Origin of the sequence: Streptomyces sp. NBC_01689 (assembly GCF_036250675.1) — a bacterium.
In the GTDB taxonomy this organism is placed as follows: domain Bacteria; phylum Actinomycetota; class Actinomycetes; order Streptomycetales; family Streptomycetaceae; genus Streptomyces.
The window spans coordinates 9,261,452-9,280,316 of the sequence record NZ_CP109592.1; the positions used below are offsets into that span (position 1 = coordinate 9,261,452).

The following is an 18,865-nucleotide window of genomic DNA, read 5'->3' on the forward strand; positions in this document are numbered from 1 at the left end:
GCGGCGGCAGGCGACGAGCCCGCCTCTCCGCGCCTCGCGCCATGAGCCTTCCGGCACGTACCTCGCGCGCAAGGGTGGCGCGAACGTCCGGGACGACGCGAACGCGGGCTCCGCCGGCACCAGTTGGCTCATGGCCAGCCCGTGGGCGGCATGCCGCCGGACACGCGCGAGTTCGGCCGCAGCGCCGACCACGGCCGTACGGACCCGACCGTGCCGGGCCGGGCACCGTGCTCCCCGGTCCGGAACGGGCCTCTCCCCGTCTCCGTCCGACGCGCCGGCCGGAGACGGGGAGAGGTCGCCGCGCCTACTTCGCGGTCAGGAACTCACGCGCGGACAGCGGGCGGTTGACGATGCGGATGTCACCGACGTTGCCGTGGAAGACGACGTCGACGGCGCCCGCGTACTCGTGGCCGCCCACCAGCCAGGGCAGCCCGAGCGAGGTGAGGCCGACCGACAGACGGTTCGGGTTGTCGACGACCGGGGCGCCCTCCACGTACAGCCTCGTGAGACGACCGTCGTTCACCACCGCGAGGTGCCACCACTTGAGTTCCACCATGCCGTGACCCCAGTTGGTCGTCGGGTAGGTGTCGTTCGTCGGGTAGTGGTTGAACTGGGCCTCGCGGCCGTTGTTCGTGACGGCGAACTGGGCCAGCGGCTCGTTCGGGTCGGTGTTCTTGCCGTGCTTGCCCGCGGCCCCGGCGGAGCCGCGGCGGCTCAGGATCGACGCGTTGCCGTTCTTCCCGGAGTCCCAGTCCAGCGGCAGCATCACGAACGTCTCGATGGTGTACCCCGACTTGAACGTCTCGGAGTTCAGCGGCGCCTTCGGTCCCGTGGTCAGGTACGAGCCGTGGACCGGGCTCCGGCCCCCGACGAACTTCAGGCTGGCGTGCCCGGGCTGGTCGGGGTGGTGGTCGGCGGACCAGGTCAGCGCGTCCGAGGCGCTGCCCGGCACGGTCACCACCGTCAGGTCGTTGCCCTTGCCGGAGAGGTCGTGGATCGTCTGGCCCGCGGCCAGCGAGGTGCCGGGCGCACCCTGTCCGTCGAAACGCCAGTACGCCAGCGTGCCCTTAACCAACTCCCGGGAGGCCGGACGGGCGGGCCGCACCGGAACCGGGATGAAGCCGGAGAACCGCTTCTCGAAGTCGATCGGTATGGAGAAGTTGTCGACCGGACCGGTGATCCGCGCGTGCTCGGCCGCCAACTCGTTGCGGGACTCGGGGTCCTGAGCGAGGATCCACGGGTTGATCGTCTCGACGTCGATCGTGTTGCGGGCCAGGTCGAAGTGGTACAGGCGGATCATGCCGCCACCGCCGAAGTAGCGGTTCTGGTAGTTCGTGATGTGCATGGCCACGTCGTGGCCGGCGGCGTTCTTGCGGGTCGTGCGCCCGGGCGGCCAGTAGTGGCCGTTGAGGGTCAGGAAGATCTGGTCGTTGTCATTGATCAGCTTGTCCCAGACCGTCTGCCCGTAGCCGGAGAGTACGGCGTTGTCCTCCGGGTCCCCCGACTCGTAGGGGAAAACGTTGTCATCGTACGGCGAGGCGACGATGTCGTGGGACGTGAGGATCACCGGCATCTTCGGGTGGGCCTTGATGACGTCGTTGGCCCACGCGAAACCCTGGTCGGTGGTCCGCCAGTCCAGGGCCAGGACCAGCCACGAGCGGCCGGCGGCCTGGAAGATGTGCGCGGTGTTGTACCCGGTCGCGTCCGCGCCGGCGAACGTCTTCGCGCGCTTGAAGCGGTGCGGGCCCATGGTCTGCAGGTACGGCGTGTCACCGCGGCTGTCGTCGCCGCTCACGTCGTGGTTGCCGGCCAGCACGCTGTACGCGGCCCCGTGCGCGTCCAGCACGGCGAACGCCTTGTCGACCTGCTGGAACGACGACGGGTCGGCGTCCTGCGTCAGGTCGCCGAGGTGCGTCATGAACACGATGTTGTCGGTGTCGGTGCCGCTGTTCTCGACGATGTAGCGGAAGGACTCCTCCTGCGGCGTCCGGTTGACGCTGTCCTGGCTGCCCCAGTACAGGAACTGGGTGTCCGGCATGACCGCGAGGGTGAACTGCAGCGCGGTCTGATCCGGTCTCCACGTACCCGTCCGGCCGCTCTTGGCGTCCTCCGCGGCGAACGCGGGGGTCCCGCCGACCACCGAGGTGCCTGCTCCCAGGGCTGCCGCTCCCGCACCGGCCAGTGCCGCGTTGCGCAGAAAACCTCGCCGACTCTGCTCGGTCGGCTCTTGTGACGGATTGTCATCGATGTTGGACATAGGAGCTCTTCCCGGGTCGATGGTGCATACAGCCACGACGCTAGTCAGCACCGGTCCGGGCCGGGCAGACGTGAGATGACAAACGAAGATCAAACGTCTGTCCAGGACTGAAAGCGCCCGTCGCTCCACGGCCGGGCGCTGACGTCCCGAAGGGTGGACGGTGAACGGAAGGTATCCAGGGGGCCGCACCGCTTCACCGAGGCCGCGGCGGTGCCCGGCGCCGGGTCGCCACGGGGACCGGCAGGGCGCCGCGGGGTCGTCGGAGGCGGTTCGCGTCCCGGTGAGACGGCGGCCGGGGCGACGGAGCGAGCGCCCGGCCCCCGGCGGGCCGCGCGCCGCGTCGTTCGTGGGCCGGATTAGAGGATTTCGCTAGCTTCGACCCATGTTGCACACGAGATTCACCGAAATGTTCGGTATCACTCATCCGGTGATGTCCGCCCCCATGGGCCTCCACAGCGGCGGGACGCTCGCCGCCGCGGTCTCGGTGGCCGGCGGGCTCGGCTCCTTCGCGGGAACGCATCCGTGGGAGGAGCCCGACTGGATCCGGGCGGAGATCGCGACCATCCGCGCCGCGACGGACCGTCCGTTCGGGGTCGGCTTCATCACGCCCTTCCTCCCGTTCACCGAGGCGCACTTCGAGGCCGCGCTGGAGGAGCGCACGGCGGTCGTCGCACTGTCCTTCGCCGACCCCGGGCCCTGGGTCGCGCGCGCCCAGGCGGCGGGCGCGCGGGTGATGTGCCAGGTCCAGAGCTACGAGGACGCGGAGATGGCGGTCGCCGCGGGAACCGATGTGCTCGTGGCCCAGGGGACGGAGGCCGGTGGCCACACCGGGACGATGGGACTGCTGCCCTTCCTGGCCGGGATCGTGAAGCGGTACCCCGATGTTCCGGTGCTGGCCGCGGGGGGCGTCGGCGACGGCCGGACCCTCGCCGCGGTGCTCACCGCCGGTGCGGACGGCGCCTGGCTGGGTACGGCGTTCCTCGCCACGCCCGAAGCGGTCGAGGTGTCCGCCGTCCACAAGCGCCTGATCGTAGAGAGCGACGGCGGCGACACCGTCTGGACGCGGGCCTACGACATCGTGTCCGACCTGCCGTGGCCGTCGGCCGTCGGACAACGCGTCCGCCGCAATCGCTTCACCGACGAATGGGCCGGGCGTGAGGCGGCGCTGCGGGACCGCAAGGGCGAGTTCGCGCCCATGGAGGACGTCAACCCCCTTGAGGCGACGCCCGATCCGGACACCGGTGCGATCCTCTACGGGCAGTCGGCGTCCTTCGTCGACGCCGTCCGCCCTGCCGCCGAGGTGGTCCGGACGGTCAGCGAGGAGGCCGAGGCGATCCTGGCCTCGCGGCCGCGCACGCTGCTGAGCTGACACCGGGCCACCGAGGGAGCCATGTGGCGCGTGAGCACCCGGCCCCGGCGGGTGGTCGCCCTCGCCCGCGGCGCGCGCCGGACCGTCGCCCGCGCGCCTTCCCCCGAGGGCCCGGTGGCCTTGGTGGCGGCCCGACGTTCCGCGTGCGCACCGGGCCGCGCCGAACTCCCGCTCGCGGATAGCCTGGTCGTCGTCGGTGGTCCGGTGGTCCGGCGGCCAGGGTGCGACGCACGCGTACGCTCCGCGACCACGGGAGCCGGATGGTGTCGGCGCCGCGCCTCCCGAGCGGTCGTCGTCCCGACCGGCCGCCCGGGGCCACGGTTCCGTGGTGCCCGCGGACGGCGGCGAGGGTCCACCGTCACGGTCGCCGTGACCACCCCCGACGTCCGCCGAACCGCCCAGGACAAGGAGACAGCCCCTCGTGCGCAACACATCGAGCCGCCTCACCGCCGGCCCCCCGAACAGTCCGCTCCCGAAAAGGAGTTGGGCTGGGCTTGCCGCCGACCCGGCGGGCTCCGACAGCGCCGCGGGCACGGTGCCGAACGGCGTCGGGGGAAGCAGCGTCGCGGGCCTCGCGAGGACCGCGCCGCACCGGTTCCGCGTCGGGCCGGAGGTGTTCTCCGTAGGGCCGGAACTGTTCTCCGTCGGCCCGGACACCGACGTGGTCGATGCGGTGCCGGAGCCTGTCCTCGTCCGGGCGGACGGTCGACGGGAGGTGCGGCGGTGAGCAAGCCCGAGCTGGAGTTCCACCGCCCCGAGGGCCCCTGGAGCACGCCTCCCGGAGCCGTTCCCGGAATGCGTGAACAGGTACTGGCCGAGGATTCCGCCACCGGCGCCCGCACCGCGCTCGTGCGGTGGGAACCGGGCACCGACACCTCCGTCCAGGGCGTCTCCCGGCACGACTTCTGGGAGGAGGTGCATCTCCTGGAAGGAGCCCTGCACGACCTCACCCTCGACGCGACCTTCACCGCCGGGATGTACGCCTGCCGCCCGCCCGGCATGCCCCACGGGCCCTGGACCTCGCGGGAAGGGGTCACGATGCTCGTCATCACGTACCCCGAACCCGGCTGACCGGTGGCCGGCGGGCTCCTGAGTGGTGCGGCCGATGTGACGCCCCGGGGCGCCGACTCCGGCGCCCCGGGTCGGGCGTCGTGGGTGTGCGGGTGGTGGGCCAAGGCCGGTGATTCAGCCGATGCGCGGGAGCGCCGGCGGGACCGACAGTTGCCGGGCAACCATCGAGACGGACCCCGTCGCCTCGCGGCGTACGCCTTCCGACACCCACGCCCTCGGCGACGCCACGAGCGCGGCGCGGGTCCGTCGCCCCTCACCGAGAGGACGCCCCCGCCGTGCAGCAGCAGAACCGAGCAGTCCCCGCCGAACCGGCACGCCCCGCCCCGTCCGCACGCCGTCCGCACCGGCTCACGAGCCGTCTGGTGCGGGCCGGTCTGGCGGCGCTCCTCGCCGCGGGCGGCCTCGTCGCCGCGCAGGCCACCGGAGCACAGGCGAACGGAACCCCGGCCGCCGCGGCGCGGGCCGCGGCCAATCCGTACGAGCGCGGCCCCGCCCCCACGACGGCCGGCATCGAGGCGAGCCGCGGGCCGTACGCCGTCTCCCAGACCACCGTCTCCTCGCTCTCGGTGACGGGCTTCGGCGGCGGCACCGTCTACTACCCCACCTCGACCAGCGACGGTACCTTCGGCGCGGTCGCCATCTCCCCCGGCTACACCGCCTATCAGTCGTCCATCGCCTGGCTCGGCCCCCGGCTCGCCTCCCAGGGGTTCGTCGTGTTCACCATCGACACCCTCACCACCCTGGATCAACCGGACAGCCGTGGGCGGCAGTTGCTCGCGGCGCTCGACTACCTGACGCAGCGCAGCTCGGTCCGGGCGAGGATCGACAGCACCCGGCTCGGCGTGATGGGCCACTCGATGGGCGGCGGCGGCACCCTGGAGGCGGCGAAGAGCCGTCCCTCGCTCCAGGCCGCCATCCCGCTCACCGGCTGGAACCTGGACACCACCTGGCCGGAGATCCAGACGCCCACCCTGATCGTGGGCGCCGACGGTGACACGATCGCGCCGGTGGCCACGCACTCCGAGCCGTTCTACCGGAGCCTGCCGAGCACGCTCGACAAGGCCTACCTGGAGCTGAGGGGCGCCACGCACTTCACGCCCAACAGCTCCAACACGACGATCGCGAAGTACAGCATCTCGTGGCTGAAGCGGTTCATCGACAACGACACCCGCTACGAGCAGTTCCTCTGCCCGCTGCCCCAGGCGTCGCTGACCATCGCCGAGTACCGCGGCAACTGCCCGCACACCTCCTGACCCGTCCCGCACCACGGGCCCGTGAACGCGGGTGACGGCCACCGGACTCCGGTTCCGGTGGCCGTCACCCGTGTGACGGTCCCAGCTGGGGCCGTTGACGCTTGTGCGGGCTCACAAGGCTTGCGGTCCGGGCCTGGGAGCCGGCCCACCCCGCGCTCCCGCCGGGTGTCTGTTCGCGCTGCTCACAGACGGTTTCCGCGCCCGCGGAGGTACCCGAAGGCAGGGCTTCCGCCTTCGTTTACGCGGAAGTAACGTGACGGTCGTGACGGGAAACGCGACTGTGCGAGGTCCGCTGCGGACGGCGGGCCGGAGCTCCTTACCGACGGCCGTCCGGGCCGTGACGGACGAGCCGGACCGGGACAGCGCTCCGGAGACGACGGCCCCTTCGGCCGGCCAGACGTCCCCACCCCTGGCCGACCAGGACGGGCCGGGTTCCGCGGATGCGGTCGCCGCCCCGGTCGATGCCGCCTCGCCCCCTCGCGCCGACGGACCCGCCGCCGGACCGGCCACACGCCACGCGGGTGCCGCGAGGCGTCCTGAACGGCGGGGGAACCCAGGCGACTTGACCGGTGTGACGGCCGTATACGGCCTCGGCCGCCGGGCGCGCTCACCGCAGGGCGTCGCTACGGAGCCGGTCGACGCGCCGCCCGCCGCCGACGCGGGTGCGCTCACGGTCCGGCTGATCGACGCCGCCGACCGGGCCAGACTGGCCGGACTGCCGGACCGGGCAAAGGAATTGCTCGCCCGAGCCGGGCACGAGACGGCAGCCGACGCCGTACGCGGGGCGGCCCAGCTGGTGCTCGGGCAGCTCGCCCTCCAGGACGGACCGGCGGCCGACGCCCGCGAAGTACTCCTCCTCGCAGCCGAGTTGCTGGGTCCTGTCGACGGACGCCGAGCCCTCGCCGCGATACTCGCCGCCATGGAGGCGGCCTGGGCGACGGGTGACGCCGCCGCCTGCCGGGAGGCCCTGGATCATGCCCGGGAGCAGCCGGAGCCCGACCAGCGGCTCGCGGCCTTCCGGGCGGGGATGTCCTCGGTCATGGACGGACGTCTGGACAGAGGGCGGCACCAGCTGAGGGAGGCGGCCACCGCGGCGGGAGCGGCCGGTACCCCGGACGGCCCGGAGGCGCTGCTGCGCGCCGGGGGAGCGGCCCTGGTCGCGGGTGACCTCGTCGCCGCGTGCCGGGCCAACTCACGGGCCCTGGCCGTGGCCAGGGCCCGCGGGCCGCGCATCCTGGTCGCCCAGGCGCTGGAACGCCTCGCCTACGGGGAGCTGAGGGCCGGCCGGCACGCGCGCGCCCGGGCCCACGCCGAGGACGGTCTGCGGGCCGCTCTCGGTACCGGGCAGCGCAACCTGGCGGCGCACCACCACGCGATCCTCGCGCTGGTCGCGTCGGTCGAGGGCTCCCGGGCGGCCGTCGCCGAGCACGCGTCCGCCGCCGAGAGCGTCGCGGCTCCGCACGGTCTCGCGCAGGCGGCCACGCTGTCCCAGTGGGCCAGGGCCCGCGCCGATCTCGCCCACGGCCGCCTCCCCGAGGCCGCCGCGCGGCTCGGTCCGCTGGTCTGCGCGGGCCCGCGCCGCGGACACTTCGCGGTGCGCATGCTCGCCGTCCCCTGCTTCGTCGAGGCAGCGGCCCGCACCGGGCAGGAGGACGCGGCCCGTGCGGCGGTCGCGGAGTTCGCCCGCTGGGCCGCCCAGGGCGCCGACCCGCAGGCCCCTGCGCAGCTGGCCCGCTGCCGCGCGCTGCTGACCGGACCCGAAGCCTGCGAACCGCTGTTCACCACCGCCCTCGCCCACCACGACCAGCACACGGGGGACTTCGAGCGCGGACGCACCCAACTCCTCTACGGTACCTGGCTGCGACGGCAGCGCAGGCCGGGGGAGGCGCGCGGCCGGCTGCGGGACGCGCTGGTGTCCTTCGAACGCGGCGGAGCCCATGGCTGGGCCGCGCAGACCAGGGCCGAACTGCGCGCGACCGGGGACGCCGGACAGGACCGACCGCACGGCGAGCTGGCCCTCCTGACACCTCAGCAGCTGCGGATCGCCCGCTGCGTGGCCGAGGGCGCCACCAACCGCGAAGTGGCGCTGCGCCTGTCCGTGAGCCCCCGCACCGTGGACCACCACCTGCGGAATGTCTTCGCCGCCCTGGGGGTCCGCTCCCGCGTCGAACTCTCCCGCTGGCTGGACCGCGCCGAGAAGACCACCGCACACCCCTAGGTACCGACCAGGCGGTATGTCATCCTGCGGGATCAGGAGGTCCGGATCCGGAGCACCCGTGCGGCCACTCTCGGCCGACCGGCCCGGCCGGACCGAGCCGACTCCGGTGGAGGACAGCGATGCAGCACCTCGTACCCGCCCACGGCAGGACCCTGCCGGGACCCCGGACTCCGGCGACGGCCGCGCGGCCCGCCGTCGACGCGGAGGCCCTCGCGGTACTGCACCGGGCCGCCCGGGCACTGATGGCCGGCCTGCCCGAGCTCACCGAACGCCTGATGACGCTGCTGCGGGAGCGTGAACCCGCCTACCGCAGCGCCATGGAGGCCGACGCGGAGAGCGTGCGCGAGGAGGTGCGGCGCTCGCTGCGGCTCAACGTCGAATCGCTGATCAGGCCCGGTGAACTGCGCGAGGCCGCCCGCCGCTGCTCCTGGGCCATCGGCAGGGCTCGGGCCGACCGCGGACTCCCGCTGGACGCCCTGCTGCGCGCGTTCCGGCTGGGCGGCGGCATGGTCTGGCAGGAGCTCGTCGAGGAGACGACCCGCCGTCAGCCCTCCGACGCGCGGCTGCTCGTCCATGTCGCCGCCGACGTCTGGAACTTCGTCGACGACCACTGCGCCGTCGTGGCCGAGGCCTACCGGCAGACGGAACGGGAGCTGATGTGGCGCCGGGAGAACCGGCTCCGTCTGATGACGGCCGCACTGCTCGACGGCACCGCGCGGATCGCCGACCTGCCCGCCACCGCGGCCGCCCTGGGCCTCCCCGAACACGGGCGGTACGCGGTCGTGCTGGCCCGCCTGCCCTCCGGGAGGACGTTCGCCGACGCGTGGGGTCAGGTGCACCTGTCCGGGCTGCGGGTCCTCTGGTACCGCGATCGTGAGCGCGACGGCGGCGGCAGCTACGGCATCGTCCTACTCGCCGGCCACCCGCGCGACGAGGGCGAACCCGGTCACAGCCACGAGAGCGGACTCATGGACACCGGTACGGGCCCCGCGCGGGCGGTGGACGGGGCCGGGGCGGGCGACGGCGCCGGTTCGGACGAGGAGTGTCCCCGGACGTACGGACTCGACGTGGACGCCGGGGAGATCGCGCGCCGGCTGACCGCCCCCGGGGTGGCCCGGATCGGGGTGAGCCCGGTGGTGGACGGTCTCGCCGCGATCGGTGACGCCCGGCGTCTGGCGGACACGGCACTGCGGGCCTGCCCGCGGTCCGGGGGAACCATCGTGCTGGAGGAGCACCTGCCCGCCGCGCTCGTCGTCTCCGCGCCGGTCCTGGGAGCGGCGCTCGCCGAGCGGGTGCTCGGCCCCCTGCTGCGGCTGGACCCGTCCGACCGGGACGTCATGCTGGAGACCCTCACGGCCTGGCTCGCCTGCGACGGGTCCGCCCAGCGCGCCGCCGGCCGCCTCTACTGCCACCGCAACACGGTCCTGAACCGGCTGCGCCGCTGCGAACAGCTCACCGGCCGTTCGCTGAGCCGGCCGGCCGACGTCGTCGAACTGTCGCTGGCCCTCGCCGCCCACTGTCTCCTCGACCCCTGAACGCGCCGCGGCCCGAACCAGGGGTTCGGGCCGCGGGGTGCTGTCGGTGATCAGAAGAGCAGGAGGAGGGTGACGGTCGCGGTGGCCGCCGCGCAGACGGTCAGGGCCAGTCCCACACAGCGCCTGCGCAGCGTCCGGTAGCGGTGTTCGTACTCGGCCCGCAGATCGAGGCACCGGGCCGCGATCCGTTCGAGGTCCTTGCGCGCACGCTTCAGGGCGTCGGCGACGTAGTACCGCTCGATCTCCGCCTGCTGCGACGTGGTCAGCCAGTCCATGGGCCGGACGAACTCACGCGCGCGTTGCTCGGCTTCCGTGACCCTTGCGTGCCAGAGCAGGTAACCGTCCACCGCGTTGCCGAGTTCACCCTCGGGTCCGGGCCGCAGCAGACCGCTCACCTGGGTCCTCGATCGGTCAGGAGCTGGCCTCCCCCGCCGTGGCCGCGGTCCTCCGCCATGGCGATGTCCGGGTGGTGGAGGTCGAACGCCGGGGATTCACTGCGGATCCGCGGCAGGGTGTGGAAGTTGTGGCGCGGCGGCGGGCAGGAGGTGGCCCACTCCAGTGAACGGCCGTAGCCCCACGGGTCGTCGACCTCGATCTTCTTGCCGTACTTGGCGGTCTTCCAGACGTTGTAGAGGAACGGCAGCATCGACAGGCCGAGCAGGAAGGACGCGATCGTGGAGATCGTGTTGAGGGCGGTGAAGCCGTCGGCCGCGAGGTAGTCGGCGTAACGACGCGGCATGCCCTCGGCGCCCAGCCAGTGCTGGACGAGGAACGTGCCGTGGAAGCCCACGAACAGCGTCCAGAAGGTGATCTTGCCGAGCCGCTCGTCGAGCATCTTGCCCGTGAACTTCGGCCACCAGAAGTGGAAGCCGGAGAACATCGCGAAGACCACGGTGCCGAACACCACGTAGTGGAAGTGCGCCACCACGAAGTACGAGTCGGAGACGTGGAAGTCCATCGGGGGCGAGGCCAGGATGACGCCGGTCAGACCGCCGAAGAGGAAGGTCACCAGGAAGCCGGTCGCCCAGAGCATCGGTGTCTCGAAGGACAGCGAGCCCTTCCACATCGTCCCGATCCAGTTGAAGAACTTCACGCCGGTCGGTACGGCGATCAGGAACGTCATGAAGGAGAAGAACGGAAGGAGCACCCCGCCGGTGACGTACATGTGGTGCGCCCACACGGTCACGGAGAGACCCGCGATGGAGATGGTCGCCCCGATCAGGCCCATGTAGCCGAACATCGGCTTGCGCGAGAAGACGGGGATGACTTCCGAGACGATGCCGAAGAACGGCAGCGCGATGATGTACACCTCCGGATGGCCGAAGAACCAGAAGAGGTGCTGCCACAGAAGTGATCCACCGTTCGCGGCGTCGAAGACGTGTGCCCCGAATTTTCGATCCGCCTCCAGGGCCAGCAACGCGGCGGCGAGCACGGGGAAGGCGAGCAGCACCAGTACGGCGGTGAGCAGCACGTTCCACACGAAGATCGGCATACGGAACATCGTCATGCCGGGAGCGCGCATGCAGATGATCGTGGTGATGAAGTTGACCGCGCCGAGGATGGTGCCGAAGCCGGAGAAGGCCAGACCCATGATCCACATGTCGGCGCCGACGCCGGGCGAGCGGACCGCGTCGGAGAGCGGCGAGTACGCGAACCAGCCGAAGTCGGCCGCGCCCTGCGGGGTGAGGAAGCCCCCGACCGCGATGAGCGAGCCGAAGAGGTAGAGCCAGTAGGCGAACATGTTCAGCCGCGGGAACGCCACGTCGGGCGCGCCGATCTGCAGCGGCATGATCCAGTTCGTGAAACCGGCGAACAGGGGCGTCGCGAACATCAGCAGCATGACGGTGCCGTGCATCGTGAACGCCTGGTTGTACTGCTCGTTCGAGACGATCTGGATGCCCGGCCGGGCCAGCTCGGCACGCATGATCAGCGCCATCACCCCGCCGATCACGAAGAACGCGAACGAGGTGGTCAGATACAGCGTGCCGATGGTCTTGTGGTCGGTGGTCGTCAGCCACTTCACCACGACATTGCCGGGTTGCTCGCGCCTGACCGGCAGCTCGCTCTCGTAAGAGTCCTCGGATGCCGTGGCACCCCGAGGTTCGTTGCGCATGCTCAAGGCGGGTTGCTCCCCAACTGACGGTGGTCCGACGGCTCTCGTCTGCCGGCCATCCTCGCGGTTCGGAGCAGGCCACTACGCCCCGAGCGGTCGCCATTCAACCGATCGATCGTGGATGCAACCCGAATACAGTAGGCATCCGAGTGAGACGTGGACGTCCTCTCTCCGGAGTCCCCTGAATTCCGTTCGCCCCTGACGGAGCAGGGGGATCCCGATGGCTATCCGGAGGAGAGGGCGGAGGCTAGGCGGGCGAGTGCCTCCTCGCTCCGGGAACCGGCCCGGGGGGTGCCGACGAGGAGCTGTTGTCCAGGCGCGTCATGGACGTCGAAGGTCTGGTAGGTCAGCTCGATCCGGCCGACCTCCGGGTGGACGAACACCTTGAACGCGCGGGTCAGGCCGCCCACTTCCTGGTCGTTCCACAGGATGTCGAACTCGGCTGAGAGGGACGACAGTTCGGTGACGAGGTCGCGGAGGGCGGCGTCGTCGGGGAAGCGGCCGCGGTTGAGCCGGAGCGCCCGCACGGTGGCCCGCCGCAGGAGGTCCCGTTCCACGAAGACCGTCTTGGCCTCCGGGTGGGTGAACAGGATGCGCGGCATGTTGCGTTCCTCGCCGAAGGGCGCGAGGAGCGCGTCGGCGATGGCGTTGACCGCGAGCACGTCGAACGCCGGCCCGAGGACGTACGCGGCCGCCGCCGGGAAGGCCTCCAGCAGCTCCGCGAGCGACGGGTGGACCAGGTCCCGTGGGGTGACGGGGTCGAGCCGGGGGTTCAGTCCGGCGAGCCGGAACAGGTGCTGGCGTGCGTCGACGGACAGGTGCAGCGCGTGACCGATCGCGTCGACGACCTGGGCGGACGGGTTCCGCTCGCGACCCTGTTCGAGCCGGGCGTAGTAGTCGGCACTCACTCCGGCGAGCACCGCGACCTCTTCCCGTCGCAGGCCGCTCAGCCGGCGTCCGGCGGTGCCGCCCGCGAGACCGGCGTCGGCGGGCTTGAGCCGGCCACGGGCGGCCCGCAGGAAGTCCCCGAGCTCATTCGTCCGTGCCGCCATGACGTCGATGGTAGTCCCGCCGTTCGGTCCGGCGTGTCCCGCGCCGGCCGCGCCGGTGGCTCCGCTCGCCGCGGACCGAGTGGCCTCCGGCCGGTGGGCAGGCGCTCATGGCACCGGTGCGGCTGTGGACACGCAGGGCGGTGCGGACACGGAGAGCGGCGCGCGGCCGGTGGTCGTTCGACGGGGCGCGGCGCGTCGAGAGGCGGTGTCCGCGGGGACACCGGGACCGCTCGCAGGAAGCCGCTGCCTGGGTGCCGGACACCCAGGCAGCCACGTCCTCCCGGCGCGCGGTACGAGGCGGTGGACTGGGGGCGGGCCGGGGCACGGGACCCGGCCGGACCGACGTACAGGGAGACCCCTCGCATGACCGCACCGCGGAAGAACGTCCTCGTCACCGGCGCGAGCAGCGGTATCGGCGAGGCCACCGCCCGCCGTCTCGCCGCCGCGGGGCACCGTGTCCTGGTGGGCGCCCGCCGCACCGGGCGACTCGCCGCCCTCGCGAAGGAACTCCGCGACGCGGGCGGGACCGTCCACCACCGCGAGCTCGACGTGTGCGACCTCGGATCGTTCCGTGCCTTCGCCGCCTCGGCGCTGACCGAGTTCGGCGGCATCGACGTGCTGGTCAACAACGCGGGCGTGATGCCCCTCTCCCCGGTCGCCGACCTGCGCGTCGACGACTGGAACCGGATGATCGACGTGAACCTCCGCGGCGTGCTCCACGGCATCGCCGCCGTCCTCCCCGCGATGCGGGAACAGGGCGGCGGGCAGATCATCAACATCTCGTCCGTCTCCGGACACCGGGTCGACCCGACGGCGGCCGTCTACAGCGCCACGAAATTCGCCGTGGCCGCTCTCTCCGAAGGCCTGAGGCAGGAGAGCCGCGACATCCGCGTCACCGTCGTCAGTCCCGGGTTCACCCACAGCGAGCTCACCCATCAGGGCGGCAACCCGGAAGTGCGGAGCGCCGTCCGTGCCGCCGCCGAGCAGCTCGCGATCCCCGCGTCCGCGATCGCCGAGGCGATCGCCTTCGCCGTGGACCAGCCCGCGGACGTCGACGTCAACGAACTCGTCGTGCGGCCGACGGCCCAGGGCTGAGCGAAGGCACCCGCCGGCCGGCGGACCGGATGCGCGAGCGGCAGTGGCGTGATCCGTCGCGGCAGGAAGGCTCCCTCTGACCCAGAGGGACGCAAAAATTTGCGCATCTTGCGTTCACTTGCGTCGTGGTGCGCAAGGTATCGACAGCTGCTTTACGGGACCGGGCCGCGATGCCGGACAGAGGGACGCGGGTCGGTCCCGCGTCTGCTTCCGGGACGCTCGACAGATGTCAAGTGCGCGAAGTCCAACGGGAGTAGTGGGCCAAGCGCATCGGGGGCCGACTCGCCCGGAGATGCGTCCCCGGTCCTGCTCATCGGCCCCGGGAGGGGCGAGCGCGGCGCCTTCGTCGGTGAGGCGCGGGTGTGGTCGGTGAAACTTGTGGCGTCCGGGCGGTAGACGGACTCGCAGGGCTCTGCAATATTGCGATGAAAGAGCGCAAGAAGCTGCGTGAACTGCCCATGCGGAGATCACCGATCTCGGCGCGGACAGCTCACGCCGTCCCGCCGTACCGCGCCACCGCTCTGCCCAGGAACGAGCCGACCTCGCCGCCCCCGCCGGCGCGCGAACCTCCGCAGGGAGTGACCCCGCATGACCCGACACAGGCCCAGATCCTGGAGACGACGCGCAGCCACCGCCGCGCTCGCCTCCACCGTCATAGCGCTGGGCATGCCCGCGCTGAGCGCCCACGCCGCCGGCGGCCCCAACGCCGCCGCGGACAGCCCGACCAGGGCCGGCAGTGCCCTCGGCGCCCACACGGCCGCCGGTATCACCGACGGGAACACCGACACCTACTGGCAGGCCGGCAAGAAGTCGGCGCAGTGGGTACAGACCGACCTCGGGCGGACCGAGCGCGTCCGCCAGGTCGTGCTGCGGCTGCCCGAGGACTGGCAGACCCGCACCCAGACGCTCGCGCTTCAGGGCAGCGCCGACGGAAAGAGCTTCGCCACGCTCAAGTCGTCGGCGCAGTACGTCTTCAGCCCCGGCAACGGCAACACGGTGAAGGTCTCCTTCCCCGCGACACTGGCCCGTTACGTGCGGGCCGACTTCAGCAAGAACTCGGTCGCCTCCACCGCCCAGCTCGCCGAGATGCAGGTGCTCACGGCCGCCGCCTCGACCCCCAACCTCGCCCAGGGCAAGACCTTCACCGAGAGCGGGCACGCCGACGTCTACGGCGCGGCCAACGCCGGCGACGGCAACCGGGACACCTACTGGGAGAGCAAGAACAACGCCTTCCCGCAGTGGCTCCAGGTCGACCTGGGCTCCTCGGTCAAGGTGAACCAGGTGACGCTGCGGCTGCCCGGCGGATGGCCGAGCCGCAGCCAGACGCTCAAGATCCAGGGCTCCACCGACAACCAGAACTTCACCGATCTGACAGCGTCCAAGGCGTACACCTTCGACAGCAGCAACGACCAGTCGACGACCATCAGCCTCGACACCACCACGACGCGGTACGTCCGTGTGCTGATCACCGCCAACAGCGGCTGGCCGGCAGGGCAGTTGTCCGAGCTGGAGGTCTACGGGCCCGCGACCGGCGACACCCAGGCGCCCTCCGCGCCCGCGAACCTGAGCTACACCGAGCCCGGCACCGGCCAGATCAAGCTGACCTGGGGCGCGTCGAGCGACGACACGGGTGTCACCGGATATGACATCTACGCCAACGGCCAGCTGCGGGCGACCGTCGCGGGGAACGTCCTGACGTACACCGACACCCAGTCGGCCAGTACCGACGTCACGTACTTCGTGCGCGCCAAGGACGCGGCGGGCAACGTCTCCTCCAACAGCAACAGCGTGACCCGCAAGGGAACGGGCGGCGACACCCAGGCCCCCACGGCGCCCGGGAACCTCGCCTACACGCAGTCCGGCAGTGACGTGAAGCTCACCTGGCAGGCGTCGAGCGACAACGTCAAGGTCACCGGCTACGACGTCTACGCCAACGACCAGCTCGTCAAGTCCGTGGCGGGCGACGTCCTCACCTACACCGACACCCCGTCGGCGGCGGCCACGGTCACCTACTACGTGAAGGCGAAGGACGCCGCCGGAAACGTCTCGGTGGCGAGCAACAGCGTCACCCGGGCCGGCTCGGGCGGAGGCTCCAACCTGGCCCAGGGCAAGCCCATCGACGCTTCGTCGTACACCTTCACCTATGTCGCCGCCAACGCCAACGACGGCCAGACCAGCACCTATTGGGAGAGCGGCGGTGGCGCCTACCCGGCCACCCTCACCACCAAGCTGGGCGCCAACGCCGATCTCAGCCAGATCGTCGTCAAGCTGAACCCGGACGCGGCCTGGTCGACACGTACGCAGAACATCCAGGTGCTCGGCCGCGACCAGGACGCGACGGCCTTCACCAGTCTCGCCGCGGCGAAGGACTACACGTTCTCACCCGCGAGCGGCAACACGGTGACCATCCCGGTCTCCGGCTCGGCCGCCGACCTCCAGCTCAAGTTCACCTCCAACACCGGCGCTCCCGGCGCGCAGGTCGCCGAGTTCCAGGTCATCGGCACCCCCGCCGCCAACCCGGACCTGAAGGTCACCGGGATCACCAACACGCCCTCGGCGCCCGTCGAGTCGGACACGATCAGCCTCAGCGCGACCGTCACCAACGGCGGCACCAAGGCGGCCAAGGCCACCGACCTGAACTTCACCCTCGGGGGGACGAAGGTCGCCACCGCGGACGTCCCCGCCCTCGCCGCCGGCGAGACGAAGACGGTCACCGCGAGCATCGGTGCCCGCGACGCGGGCAGCTACCCGGTGGGCGCGGAGGTGGACCCGTCGAACAAGGTCATCGAGCAGAACGAGGCGAACAACGTCTTCACCCGCTCGGACGCCCTCGTCGTCAAGCCCGTCTCCAGCTCCGACCTGGTCGCCGCGCCGGTCTCCTGGACCCCGTCCAGTGCCTCGGCCGGTGACGACGTCAAGTTCACCGTCGCGATCAAGAACCAGGGGACGATAGACTCGGCCTCCGGTGCCCACGGCGTCACCTTGACGATCCAGGACTCCAAGGGCGCCACCGTCAAGACGCTCACCGGCTCCTACAACGGTGCCATCGCCTCGGGCCAGACGACCGCTCCGGTCAGCCTCGGTTCGTGGACCGGCGTCAACGGCAAGTACACCGTCAAGACGGTCATCGCCGACGACACCAACGAGCTGCCGGTCAAGCGGGCCAACAACACCACCACGCAGTCCCTGTTCGTCGGACGCGGCGCCGACATGCCGTACGACATGTACGAGGCCGAGGACGGCACGGTCGGAGGCGGCGCCAAGGTCGTCGGCCCGAACCGGACCATCGGCGACCCGGCCGGCGAGGCGAGCGGCCGCAAGGCGGTCACCCTCAACGCGACCGGCCAGTACGTCGAGTGGACCACCCGCGCGGCCACCAACAGCCTGGTGACCCGCTTCTCGATCCCGGACGGCACCGACAGCACGCTCAACGTCTACGTGGACGGCCAGTTCCTCAAGGCCATCGACCTCACCTCCAAGTACGCCTGGCTGTACGGCAACGAGACCGCGCCCGGCAACTCGCCCGGCTCCGGTGCTCCGCGCCACATCTACGACGAGGCGAACCTGCTGCTCGGCAAGACCGTGCCGGCCGGTTCCAAGATCCGGCTCCAGAAGGACGCCGCCAACAACTCCTCCTACTACAACATCGACTTCATCAACACGGAGCAGGCGACCGCCGCCGCGAACCCTGACCCGGCCGCCTACACGGTCCCGGCGGGCTTCGCGCACCAGGACGTACAGAACGCGCTCGACAAGGTCCGCATGGACACCACGGGCAAGCTCGTCGGCGTCTACCTGCCCGCCGGTGACTACGAGACCTCCAGCAAGTTCCAGGTCTACGGCAAGGCCGTCCAGGTGATCGGCGCCGGGCCGTGGTTCACCCGCTTCCACGCCCCCTCCTCGCAGGAGAACACCGACATCGGCTTCCGGGCCGAGGCGAGCGCCAAGGGCTCGACGTTCGCGGGCTTCTCCTACTTCGGCAACTACACGTCCCGGATCGACGGTCCGGGCAAGGTGTTCGACTTCTCCAACGTCTCCGACATCACCATCGACAACATCTGGGTCGAGCACATGGTGTGCCTCTACTGGGGCGCCAACACCGACAACATGACCATCAAGAACTCCCGCATCCGTGACACGTTCGCCGACGGCATCAACATGACGAACGGGTCCACGGACAACCACGTGGTCAACAACGACGCCCGGGCCACGGGCGACGACAGCTTCGCGCTCTTCTCGGCGATCGACGCCGGCGGCGCGGACGAGAAGAACAACCTGTACGAGAACCTGACGTCGACGCTCACCTGGAGAGCGGCCGGTATCGCCGTCTACGGCGGCTACGCCAACACCTTCCGCAACATCCGGGTCGCCGACACCCTGGTCTACTCCGGCATCACGATCTCCTCGCTGGACTTCGGTTACCCGATGAACGGCTTCGGGACCGATCCCACGACGATCGAGAACGTGTCGCTCGACCGGACGGGCGGCCACTTCTGGGGCTCGCAGGTCTTCCCCGCCATCTGGGCGTTCTCCGCGTCCAAGGTCTTCCAGGGGATACGGGTCAACGACGTCGACATCGACGACTCCACCTACGGAGGCGTGATGTTCCAGACCAACTACGTCGGCGGCCAGCCGCAGTTCCCGGTGAAGGACACGATCTTCACCGACATCTCCATCACCAACTCCAAGAAGAGCGGTGACGCCTTCGACGCCAAGTCGGGATTCGGCATCTGGGCCAACGAGCTGCCGGAGCCCGGTCAGGGTCCGGCCGTCGGTGAGGCCACCTTCCGCAACCTGCGGATGAGCGGCAACGCCCAGGACATCCGGAACACGACCAGCACGTTCAAGATCAATACCGAGTGAGTTCCGAACAGCCGTGAACGGTACGGGGTCACCCTCCGC

The 18,865-nt window shown here is 71.1% G+C and carries 11 protein-coding genes; 7 read left to right on the forward strand and 4 right to left on the reverse strand.

Going from position 1 to position 18,865, the window contains the following annotated elements:
• Nucleotides 1-304: 304 nt before the first annotated feature.
• Entirely contained in the window at nucleotides 305-2,257 is a 1,953-nt protein-coding gene (locus OG776_RS39625) for a LamG-like jellyroll fold domain-containing protein (protein ID WP_148011156.1), read from the reverse strand.
• Between the two features lie 382 nt (nucleotides 2,258-2,639).
• Between OG776_RS39625 and OG776_RS39630 the strand changes: the two genes are divergently transcribed.
• From OG776_RS39630 to OG776_RS39650, 5 genes are all read left to right on the forward strand, one after another.
• Nucleotides 2,640-3,626, forward strand: a complete 987-nt coding sequence (locus OG776_RS39630) for an NAD(P)H-dependent flavin oxidoreductase (protein WP_329323485.1) — start codon at nucleotides 2,640-2,642, stop codon at nucleotides 3,624-3,626.
• 723 nt (nucleotides 3,627-4,349) lie between these two features.
• A complete protein-coding gene (locus tag OG776_RS39635; protein WP_329323486.1) occupies nucleotides 4,350-4,697 on the forward strand; it encodes a cupin domain-containing protein in 348 nt (115 codons plus the stop codon).
• Between the two features lie 275 nt (nucleotides 4,698-4,972).
• Nucleotides 4,973-5,950 carry a bis(hydroxyethyl) terephthalate hydrolase gene (gene bdeA, locus OG776_RS39640; protein WP_410093237.1) on the forward strand — a complete coding sequence of 326 codons (978 nt, stop codon included), beginning with the start codon at nucleotides 4,973-4,975 and terminating at the stop codon, nucleotides 5,948-5,950.
• A 571-nt stretch (nucleotides 5,951-6,521) separates the two neighbouring features.
• Nucleotides 6,522-8,168 (forward strand): LuxR C-terminal-related transcriptional regulator, encoded by a 1,647-nt coding sequence (locus OG776_RS39645; RefSeq protein WP_443077396.1) that lies wholly within the window; start codon nucleotides 6,522-6,524, stop codon nucleotides 8,166-8,168.
• A gap of 119 nt (nucleotides 8,169-8,287) precedes the next feature.
• The gene (locus OG776_RS39650) at nucleotides 8,288-9,703 is read left to right on the forward strand and encodes a PucR family transcriptional regulator (protein ID WP_329323487.1); all 1,416 of its coding nucleotides are present in this window, start codon (nucleotides 8,288-8,290) and stop codon (nucleotides 9,701-9,703) included.
• A gap of 50 nt (nucleotides 9,704-9,753) precedes the next feature.
• Here the strand turns inward: OG776_RS39650 and OG776_RS39655 are convergent, their stop codons facing one another.
• From OG776_RS39655 to OG776_RS39665, 3 genes are all read right to left on the reverse strand, one after another.
• Nucleotides 9,754-10,098, reverse strand: a complete 345-nt coding sequence (locus OG776_RS39655) for a cytochrome C oxidase subunit I (protein ID WP_261994692.1) — start codon at nucleotides 10,096-10,098, stop codon at nucleotides 9,754-9,756.
• Nucleotides 10,095-11,822 (reverse strand): aa3-type cytochrome oxidase subunit I, encoded by a 1,728-nt coding sequence (gene ctaD, locus OG776_RS39660; protein WP_443077330.1) that lies wholly within the window; start codon nucleotides 11,820-11,822, stop codon nucleotides 10,095-10,097. The genes OG776_RS39655 and ctaD overlap by 4 nt, the downstream gene beginning before the upstream one ends.
• A 218-nt stretch (nucleotides 11,823-12,040) precedes the next feature.
• Nucleotides 12,041-12,868, reverse strand: a complete 828-nt coding sequence (locus OG776_RS39665) for a helix-turn-helix domain-containing protein (RefSeq protein ID WP_148012455.1) — start codon at nucleotides 12,866-12,868, stop codon at nucleotides 12,041-12,043.
• A gap of 363 nt (nucleotides 12,869-13,231) precedes the next feature.
• Between OG776_RS39665 and OG776_RS39670 the strand changes: the two genes are divergently transcribed.
• Nucleotides 13,232-13,963, forward strand: a complete 732-nt coding sequence (locus OG776_RS39670; protein WP_148009634.1) for an SDR family oxidoreductase — start codon at nucleotides 13,232-13,234, stop codon at nucleotides 13,961-13,963.
• Between the two features lie 588 nt (nucleotides 13,964-14,551).
• A complete protein-coding gene (locus tag OG776_RS39675) occupies nucleotides 14,552-18,826 on the forward strand; it encodes a discoidin domain-containing protein (protein ID WP_329323488.1) in 4,275 nt (1,424 codons plus the stop codon).
• Nucleotides 18,827-18,865 lie beyond the last annotated feature (39 nt).

Excerpts from the sequence above, each read along its gene's own strand:
- OG776_RS39625 (WP_148011156.1), bottom strand. The coding sequence starts at position 2,257 with ATGTCCAACATCGATGACAATCCGTCACAAGAGCCGACCGAGCAGAGT.
- OG776_RS39630 (WP_329323485.1), top strand. The coding sequence starts at position 2,640 with ATGTTGCACACGAGATTCACCGAAATGTTCGGTATCACTCATCCGGTG.
- OG776_RS39650 (WP_329323487.1), top strand. The coding sequence starts at position 8,288 with ATGCAGCACCTCGTACCCGCCCACGGCAGGACCCTGCCGGGACCCCGG.
- OG776_RS39665 (WP_148012455.1), bottom strand. The coding sequence starts at position 12,868 with ATGGCGGCACGGACGAATGAGCTCGGGGACTTCCTGCGGGCCGCCCGT.
- OG776_RS39670 (WP_148009634.1), top strand. The coding sequence starts at position 13,232 with ATGACCGCACCGCGGAAGAACGTCCTCGTCACCGGCGCGAGCAGCGGT.
- OG776_RS39675 (WP_329323488.1), top strand. The coding sequence starts at position 14,552 with ATGACCCGACACAGGCCCAGATCCTGGAGACGACGCGCAGCCACCGCC.